Source organism: Variovorax sp. P4_B11 (assembly GCF_056402355.1).
The window spans coordinates 1-9,091 of sequence record NZ_JBFUHO010000119.1; the positions used below are offsets into that span (position 1 = coordinate 1).

General features: G+C 65.6%; 6 protein-coding genes and 2 pseudogenes. 3 read left to right on the forward strand and 5 right to left on the reverse strand.

What is annotated here, in order from left to right:
• The first annotated feature begins 53 nt into the window (after positions 1-53).
• Positions 54-1,352: an IS256 family transposase gene (locus AC1DYD_RS40535; protein ID WP_478178359.1), complete on the forward strand. Its 1,299-nt coding sequence runs from the start codon at positions 54-56 to the stop codon at positions 1,350-1,352.
• A gap of 122 nt (positions 1,353-1,474) precedes the next feature.
• Positions 1,475-1,975 (forward strand): annotated as a pseudogene (locus AC1DYD_RS40540) (DDE-type integrase/transposase/recombinase); the annotation flags it as partial.
• A gap of 150 nt (positions 1,976-2,125) precedes the next feature.
• Here the strand turns inward: AC1DYD_RS40540 and moaA are convergent.
• Genes moaA through AC1DYD_RS40560 form a run of 4 tightly spaced genes read right to left on the reverse strand, consistent with a single transcriptional unit; the run spans position 2,126 to position 6,980 of the window.
• A complete protein-coding gene (gene moaA, locus AC1DYD_RS40545; RefSeq protein WP_478178360.1) occupies positions 2,126-3,172 on the reverse strand; it encodes a GTP 3',8-cyclase MoaA in 1,047 nt (348 codons plus the stop codon).
• Positions 3,166-4,515, reverse strand: coding sequence for an FAD-dependent oxidoreductase (locus tag AC1DYD_RS40550; protein ID WP_478178361.1), 1,350 nt, complete (start codon positions 4,513-4,515; stop codon positions 3,166-3,168). The genes moaA and AC1DYD_RS40550 overlap by 7 nt, the downstream gene beginning before the upstream one ends.
• The gene (locus AC1DYD_RS40555) at positions 4,512-4,817 is read right to left on the reverse strand and encodes a 4Fe-4S dicluster domain-containing protein (protein WP_478178362.1); all 306 of its coding nucleotides are present in this window, start codon (positions 4,815-4,817) and stop codon (positions 4,512-4,514) included. Before AC1DYD_RS40555 ends, AC1DYD_RS40550 begins: the two co-directional genes overlap by 4 nt.
• Positions 4,818-4,853: 36 nt before the next feature.
• Entirely contained in the window at positions 4,854-6,980 is a 2,127-nt protein-coding gene (locus AC1DYD_RS40560; protein WP_478178363.1) for a molybdopterin-containing oxidoreductase family protein, read from the reverse strand.
• A gap of 194 nt (positions 6,981-7,174) precedes the next feature.
• Here AC1DYD_RS40560 and AC1DYD_RS40565 point away from each other — a divergent pair, with 194 nt between their 5' ends.
• Positions 7,175-8,044, forward strand: coding sequence for a helix-turn-helix domain-containing protein (locus AC1DYD_RS40565; RefSeq protein WP_478178364.1), 870 nt, complete (start codon positions 7,175-7,177; stop codon positions 8,042-8,044).
• Between the two features lie 247 nt (positions 8,045-8,291).
• On the opposite strand, the pseudogene AC1DYD_RS40570 reads toward AC1DYD_RS40565, so the two are convergent.
• Positions 8,292-9,017, reverse strand: a pseudogene (locus AC1DYD_RS40570) (transposase); the annotation flags it as partial.
• Positions 9,018-9,091: the final 74 nt, after the last annotated feature.

Genomic DNA, 9,091 nt, shown 5'->3' on the forward strand with positions numbered 1-9,091 from the left:
GAGCCTGTCCTGAATTTTGTGTTCGAGGCATAACATGACCACAGGAAGCATGTATGCCAGTAAGCAAGACAAAAGCGAAGAACGCGGCGATCGCCGCCAGGATGGCGGCACTGCCGTCGATTCCCAAAGAGCTGATTGACCAGTTTGTTTCGGGCCCGATGACCGGCGAGGCCGTCAACGAGGCGACGGCCGCGTTCAAGAAGGCGCTCATCGAGCGCGCTCTGGGCGCCGAGATGTCGCACCACCTGGGCTACCCGAGCGGCGCCACCAAGCCCGAAGCCAGCGGCCCCAACCAGCGCAACGGCCGCAGCGCCAAGACKGTCCTGGCCGGCGACGGGCCGCTTCGCATCGAAGTGCCGCGCGACCGCGAAGGCAGCTTCGAGCCGGTGCTCATCCCCAAGCACGAGCGCCGCTTCACCGGTTTTGACGACAAGATCGTGGCCATGTACGCGCGCGGCATGACCATGCGCGAGATCCAGGGCTTCCTGCTGGAGAGCTACGCCGTGGAGGTGTCGCCCGAGTTCATCAGCTCGGTCACCGACGCCGTCATGGCCGAGGTKGGCGCCTGGCAGGCCAGGCCGCTGGAGCCGATGTACCCGGTRGTCTTCTTCGACGCCCTGCGCGTGAAGATCAGGGAAGACGCGGTGGTGCGCAACAAGGCCATCTACCTGGCGTTGGGCGTGCTGCCCGACGGCACGAGGGACATCCTGGGGCTTTGGATCGAGGGCACCGAGGGCGCCAAGTTCTGGATGAAGGTGTTCAACGATCTGAAGACTCGCGGCGTGGGTGACATCCTCATCGCCGTCACCGACGGCCTGAAGGGCATGCCCGAGGCGCTGGCCGCGGTGTATCCGGCGACAACGCTGCAAACGTGCATCGTGCACCTGATACGCAACTCGCTGGACTACGCGAGTTGGAAGGACCGCAAGCTGCTGGCCGCGGCCATCAAGCCGATCTACACGGCCGCCAGCGCCGAGGCGGCCGAGGCCGAACTGGCCGCCTTCGCGCAAGGCCCCTGGGGCACCAAGTTCCCGACCGTGGTGGCCGCTTGGCGCCGCGCATGGGACAKGGTGATACCGTTCTTCGCCTTCCCGCCTTCGATCCGAAGGGTGATCTACACCACCAACGCGATCGAGAGCATCAACGCGCAATTGCGCAAGATCATCAAGTCGCGCGGGCACTTCCCCAGTGACGATGCGGCTTCCAAGCTGATCTGGCTGGCGCTGCGCAACATCACGGCCGACTGGGGACGCGCAGCGCACAACTGGAAGGAGGCGATGAATCAATTCGCGATCCTCTACGAAGAGCGTTTCACGCATGCGGCCCAAGGCAACGCAAAATCAGGAGGTTGAGCATGGGTACATCGCTCAACCGGGGCGCCTCCGGCGGCCTGGCAGGGGCCTGAAGACATCAGAGAAATCAGTCGAGCGCAAATTCACCAACCGCCTCGAACACAAAAATCCTGACAGCTCCGGACGAGATGTTCGTGACGCTGCGCGGTGAGCCCTACCTGCTGTGGCGCGCCGTCGATCAGCATGGCGCCGAGCTCGACATCCTCCTGCAGAAGTGCCGCGACAAGGCCGCAGCGAAACGTTTCTTCAAGCGCGTGCTGGCCGCCTGCCCAGAGGCGCCACGCAAGATCGTCACCGACCAGCTGCGCAGCTATCCGGCCGCGAAGGCCGAGATCCGGAGCTTGCGAACGTCCGCCACCTGTTCGTGAAGGCCTGCGCTCGGGTGAACAACCGCGCAGAAAATAGCCATCAGCCCACCCGTGAACGCGAGCGACGCATGCGAGGTTTTCGCCGGCCCGAGCGCACGCAGGCTTTCCTCTCGAGCTTCGGTCCCATCCGCCAGCACTTCGCGCTCAAGCGTCCTCTGCTGCGCCCATCGCTTTACCGCAAAACAGCTCGCTGCGCGCTTCGAGGCATGGCACCTTTTCACTGGCCTCGCCCAAAATCCGTCCACCGTCTTCTGAGCCCAGGCATCCCTGTCGTTTTTGCAACCTGTCGTGCCTAACGTGACAATGCCCTTTCAGCCTGATCGGCGCAACGCACTCACGAAAGCCTTCGGCCGCGCAGAATATTCGCACCACAGCCGCTCAAGGCAAGCCAGGACGAATCCATGACTACCCGCCAGTCGCGGACATGTGGCGGACCAGCTTGATCGGCAAGACGCGTCCTTGAAGCGAGAAGTCGTGTCCCTTGGGCTTGTGCTCAACGGCATCGCCGATGGCCTCATGCACGCGCACCTCGCTCATCGGGCCGCGCAGCAGCTCCCTCAGGTCGACGCCGTTCTCGTGCCCGAGGCAGGTGTAGAGAGTGCCGGCGGCCGTCACGCGGACGCGATTGCAGTCCCCGCAGAAGTGCTGGGTGAGCGGCGTGATGAAACCGAGCAGGCCGCCGGTCTGCTCGACCCTGGCGTAGCGCGCGGGACCGCCGCTGCGGTCCGCCACGTCGCTCAGGGTCCAGCGCCTGCCGATCTCGCGGCGCAGCGCGTCCAGCCCCAGGAACTGCTCCGACCGGTCGCAGCCCGTCTCACCCAGGGGCATGGTTTCGATCAGGGTCAGGGTCATGCCGCGACTGTGCGCGAATTCGATCAGCTCATGGATCTCCAGATCGGTGACGCCGCGCAAGGCCACGGCGTTGAGCTTGACGGCAATTCCTGCATCTTGCGCCGCCTCGATGCCTTCCAGCACCTTTTCGAGTGTGCCGCCGCGCGTGATCTGCGCGAAGCGCCCCGGATCGAGTGTGTCCAGCGAAACGTTCACCCGCCGCACGCCTGCGGCCGCGAGGTCCTGCGCGAAGTGCGCCAGCCGCAGGCCGTTGGTCGTCAGGGTGAGCTCGTGCAAGGAGCCATCCCTCAAGCAGCCGGACAGCGACCGGAACAGCTCGATGACACCCTTGCGCACCAGCGGCTCGCCGCCGGTGATGCGCAGCTTTCTCACCCCACGCGCGATGAACAGGCGTGCGACCCGGTCCAGTTCCTCGATCGTCAGCAGTTCCGGGCTGGAATGAAATTGCATGTCCTCCGACATGCAGTAGACGCAGCGCAGGTTGCAGCGGTCAGTCACCGACAGGCGCAGGTAGCTGATCCGCCGCTCGAAGCTGTCGACCAGGGGCCCGACCGACGCCATCGACGCCGCTGACGCATATCGGCGCAGGTCCATCAGCATGGCAGTTCCTCGCGCGCCGCCGCGTAGAGATGCTCTAGCGACACGAACTTTTCCCTGGGCTTGCCGAGCGTGGCGCCGCGTGTCACCTCGGCAGCGTTGATGCGCGCCCAGTCCTGGAAGTCGAGGTACTTCCCGACGTACTGTGTGGGCCCGGTGCCGCGGAGGGGAAGTTCGGCCGCCAGCGTGCGATGCGCCAGGGCAGGCAGGTCGGCCAGCACCGCCTCGGCGGTCTCGTAGCTGCAGGCGCGGTTGGTGCCGATGGTGCCTTGGGGCCCGCGCTTGCTCCAGCCGCATACGTAGAGGCCGCTCACCAGCTTGCCGCCGTCGACGACGCGGCCTTGGAGATTGGCGTGCGTGCCCCGGCCCTCGTCGTAGGGCACGCCCTCGATCGAACAGGCCCGGCGTCCGATGCTGGAGAACACCAGGCCGCATTCGATGCCGACGGAGTCCGGGCCCGCCGGCCAGCCGCGCGGCCTGCCGAAACGAATACGCTCGATCGACGCGGCGCCTTCGATGCCTTGCGGCTCCAGGTGAAAGCGGAAGACGCAGCGTTTGTCCTTGGCAGCGCGAACGCCTACCAAGCGCTCCAGCATCGCAATGGCCGCCGCCTTCTCCGCATCCGTTCCGGCGGGCACCGCAAAGCCTTCTGCGCGGATGTCGGCGGCGTCCACCAGCGCGTCACATAAAGGCAGCTCGCCGATCTCGTGCAGCTCCTTGGGCGAGAAACGGATATCGGCGGGACCACGGCGACCGACGATGTGCACCTCGCGAACGCGGCTGTGGGCCAGGGCATCCAGCGCATGGGCCGCGATGTCGGTGCGGCGCAGCTCGTCCACGCTCTTGAGCAGGATGCGCGCAACGTCGAGCGAGACGTTGCCTTGGCCGATGATCACCGCGCGTTCACTGGACACGTCGAAGCGGCAATTCTTCTGGTCCGGATGGCCGTTGTACCAACCGACGAAATCGCTGGCCAGGTGGCTGCCGGGCAGGTCTTCGCCGGGGATGCCCATGTGCCGGCCGAGCGGTGCGCCCGTCGCCAGGATGACCGCGTGGTACCTCGCCAGCAGGTCGTCGACCGACACGTCCGGGCCGAGCTCGAGGCCGCCGACGAAGCGAAAGCCGGGCATCGCCGCGATGCGGTCGAAGACGGCGGTCACCTGCTTGAGCTTGGGGTGGTCGGGCGCCACGCCGTAGCGCACGAGGCCGTAGGGCACGGGCAGCCGCTCCAGCAGGTCAACGTGCATGGGCAGCGCCGAGCGCAGCAGGGCCTCGGTGGCGTAGAAACCGCTGGGCCCCGCGCCTACGACGGCCACCCTGAACGGCGATGCGCCGGCGTCGCTCATAGACCCAGCTCCATGCGCCGTGCTTCAGCGGTGGGCAAGGGCGGCAGGCGTTCGGCGATCACTGGCGTCTGCGCCGACCGAAGCCTGTTGATCTCGATCCACTGTGCCTTGTCGGCGGGAAGAAGGAACGAAGCCTGAATGGCGCCCACCGGGCATGCGGTGGCGCAGCCTCCGCAGTCGATGCAGTTCTCCGGATCGATGTAGGTCATCCGCTCGTCCATATGGAAGCAGGTGACGGGGCAGACGGTGACGCATTCGGTGTAGCGGCAGCCGGTGCAGAGGTCGGTAACAACGTAGGCCATATGCGTGAAGGAAAAGGGTTGAGGAGGGGCGCGGGCTCAGAGGGCGACAACCTGCACCAGAGTGTCGGAGAAGGTGGGCGCGCAGCCCAGGTCTGCAAAGGCCAGCGGCGTGAGCGCGTGCACCGTGGGGCCAGCGCGGTTCGACCGGTGCCAGTAGCCCGAGGGCGCCATCACCAGTCCCGGCGACACGTCGGCCGAGAGCGTGGCCTTGGCCTCGAAGGCTCCGCGGTCGTTGAAGACGCGGATCGGCGTTCCGGCGGCAATGCCACGGGCACTCGCGTCATCGGGATGCAGCAGCACCATCTGTTCCTCGCCCGCCTGCGCACGCTGGGCCGGCAGATTCCCGTAGTTGGAATTGAGGAAAGCATGGCTCTTGGGCGAGATCAGGCTCAAGGGATAGCGCTGTGCCAGCGCGGCGGCAGTTGCCGGGCTTTCGTTGGGCGCGATGTAGTGCGGCAGCGGGTCCACCGGTTCGCCCGCCTGCTGGCCGCCAAAGCCCTGCCTGAAGATCGGCACCACGAAGTTGCCGCCCTCTGCCAACGATGACTTGAATTCGCACTTGCCGGACGGCGTCGGAAAATTCCCTTCGCGGTGCGGCGCCCAGTCGTCGGGAGCGGGCATGTTCAGGCGCATGAAGCCCTTGCGCCTCAGTTCCTCCAGGGTGATGCCCTCGAGCACCGGGCTGCCCCAGTCCATGGACGCCTCGATCATGTCGTCGTCCGACCGATGGAAAAAGGGGTCGTCGATGCCCATGGCCTTGGCCAGGCGTCTGAAGAGCTCGGTATTGGACACAGCCTCGCCCAACGGCTCGATGGCCGGGTTGTTGTACGACAGGTAGAGGTGACCCCACGAGAACATGATGTCCTTCTGCTCGAGCTGGGTCGTGGCCGGCAGCACGATGTCCGCGTAGCGCGCGGTGTCGGTCATGAAGTGCTCGCTGACCACGGTGAAGAGGTCGTCGCGCGCGAGGCCCCGTTCGATCTTGTCCTGGTCGCTGACCATGGCCATGGGGTTGGCGTTGTAGACGAACAGCGAGCGGATCGGCGGATCCAGCGGGGTCTCGCCTGTGAGCGCCGGACCCAGGCGCCAGGAGTTGATCACCCGCATCGATTCCGGCTGAAGATCCGGCCGCATCAGCCCCGGCCAGTTCACCGGAAAGGCCCAGATCGGCAGCTGCAGCAAGCCCCCGCCGACATGCTTCCATGCGCCGATGAGCGCGGGCAGGCAGGCGATGGCGCGCACTGTCTGCCCGCCGCCCGCATGGCGCTCCACCGCGACGCCGATGCGCACAACTGCGGGTGGGGTCGCGGCGTATTCCCTCGTCAACTTGAGGATGTCCTCCACGGGAATGCCGGTTTGTTCTGCGGCGAATTCCGGCGTGTACGCCTTCACGCGCTCGGCCAGTTCATCGAAGCCCAGTGTGTGCCGGTCGATGTAGTCGCGGTCGATCAGGCCTTCCTTGATGAGGATGTGCGCCATCGCCAGGGCCAGCGCACCATCGGTGCCCGGCCGAATGGGGATGTGCCAGTCCGCCAGCCGCGCGGTGCGCGTGCGCACCGGGTCGATCACCACCAGCTTGGCGCCGTTCTTGCGCGCCTGCTCGATGAAGGGCCAGTGGTGCGAGTTCGTGCTCAGCGTGTTACAGGCCCACAGCACGATGTACTTCGAATGCACGAAGCTCTCGGGGTCCGCGCCTGGCGTGTGGCCGATGGTCATCATGTAGGCAGTGCACGAGGCCGAGTCGCAGAAGGTCCGTTCGCACACCGTGGCGCCCAGCTTGTTGAACAAGGGGTCACCCACGTTCAGGCCGTTGAGGATTCCCTGCGTTCCCAGGTAGCTGTAAGGCAGGATGGCCTGCGCGCCGTCTGTGGCAATGAGCGCCTTCCAGCGGATGGCAATTTCGGCCAGCGCCTCGTCCCACGAGATCCGCTCGAACTGGCCGCTGCCCTTGGGCCCGCTGCGGCGCATGGGGTACAGAAGCCGCTGCTCGCTGTACACGCGGTCCTGGTAGTTGTTGACCTTCACGCAGAGGCGGCCCCGGGTGAAGGGATGATCCGGGTTGCCGCGTACCGCGACGGCCTTGCCATCTTCGACGGTGGTCAGGATCGAGCAGGTATCTGGGCAATCGTGCGGGCAGGCGCCCACGACAACGTGTCGGGCCATAGCGTGTCCTTTCTCTCCAGTGCTTTCAATGGGGTGGCGTTTGCAGCAAGTCTGGCGAGTCAGGGGGCCAAAGCCCTTCTCCCAATGCGATATTTACTTTTCCTGGTGTGCGGATGATGATTCGGCACGATTCGTGCAGAGCGCGATCCGCAATCAATCCCTTAAGTCGGTCTAGCACCATGTTCGGGCATTCGTTGGAAAAGTACGTCAACAGCACGATGCGCCAGAGCTCCAACGCGCTGGGCTGGTCGGACATCCTGGCCGAGCGTTGGACCCATGCGGCCGGCGAACTGCCCCGGCTGGTGCCGCGTGAGACCGAGGTCGCCATTCAACTGAGCGGGAAGACGCTGGTCGACCGCGCAGGCGGAGGCCGGCGTGAGCACACGCATGGCCATCGGGGAACCATCTGGCTGTGCCCCGCAGGCGTCGAGGAGGAGTACATCAACGTGGTCGAGCCAATGGCCGACTGCCTGCACTTGTTCCTGCCCGGCAAACCTTTCTCTGAGACCGTCCAGCGCGAGTTCGACATCGACCCGGCCCGGGCCGGCCTGCGCTACCAGGCCATTGATCACGATCCCTTCGTGAGCATGATCGCGGACCAGATCGTGTGCGAGCTGTCCAACGAGACGGGGGTAGGGCGGCTGTTCGTTGAGAGCCTCTCGGTGGCGCTCAGCGCCCACCTCCTCAAGAACTATTCGGAGCTGGGGCTGGCCCGGCCGCTGGCGGACAAGGCGCCCAAGCCGCTGGACAGCCGGCGCCTGTCGCGCGTGGTCGACTTCATCGACGGCAATCTCGACCAAGACTTCACAGTGATCGAGCTCGCAGGCATTGCCTGCATGAGCGTGGGCCACTTTACGCGCAGCTTCAAGGCGGCGACGGGCCGAGCGCCGCATGCCTTTGTTGCCGAGCGGCGGCTCATGCTGGCGAAGCGTCGCCTGCGCGACGAACGCTGCTCGATCGAAGAGATAGCGTTTTCGGCCGGCTTCTCGTCGCTGGCCAACTTTTCCAAAGCCTTCCGTCATTCGACCGGTTTGTCGCCCAGCCAGTTCAGAGCCCGTTCTTGAGCCATCGCCCCGCCGGCACGCGACGCACATTCCGACGGCAGAGGTTTTCGCGGGGCGCGAGCCGCTTCCTACCTCTATTCAACGCCCTAGATGTGCTCGACCGCATCTGATGCCGTAGCTCTGCAAGTACGGATCTGTGCGTGGGCGAGGGCTGGCCCGGGGCTGACCTGTGTCCCTTCCGAAATCCCCAAGGTGGATGCGGAGGTGGCTTGACAGTCGGCGCGCGTCAATGTAGTTGTCGCCTCTTTCATGCAGCCAGCGGCTGTATGTTTGGCGCCTTCGCGTGTGTCTGAACGATGCAGTCACGTTCGGGGTTGAGGGTCACTGCGCCGATGGGCGACCAGTTGCGTGTAGGCCCTGACCATCGTGCTGGGTTGAGCGCGCGGGCACGGGTGTACAGCGCGTGGCGAGCAGCGAGGATGGCCTGGTCTTCACCGTCGTGGCGCTGCGCAGGGCTGACGTAGCGAATGCCGCTGTGTCGATGGTCATGGTTGTACCAACGCACGAAGCCAGCCGCCCAGGAGCGCGCGTGCTCAAGGTCGGCGAAGCCCCTGGCAGGGAACTCCGGGCGGTACTTGGCCGTGCGGAACAATGATTCCGCATAGGCGTTGTCGTCGCTCACGCGAGGCCTCGAATACGACGGCTTCACGCCCAGCCAGTTGAGCATCGCCAGCACTGTCGTGGCCTTCAGCGTGGAGCCGTTGTCGCCATGCAGCACCGGCTTGGTGTCAAGCGTGGCGATGCCCTCGGCGAGCGCCGTGCGGCGCACCAGGTGCACGGCATGGTCGGAGTCGTCGGTGTCGTGGGCTTCCCAGCCCACGATCTTGCGGCTGTACAAGTCCAGGATCAGATAGAGGTGGAACCAGCGCCCGAGCACCAGCGCGGGCAGGTACGTCATGTCCCAGCACCAGACTTGTCGAGGTGTCTCGGCGATGTGCGTCGTGGGCGGGCGCATGACCCTGGGAGCCTTGGCAGATCATCGCAACAACTCGCGCAGCCATGCTGCACAGTCGACCGCCGCCGAGACCGGCCACGCAACGCTGACGC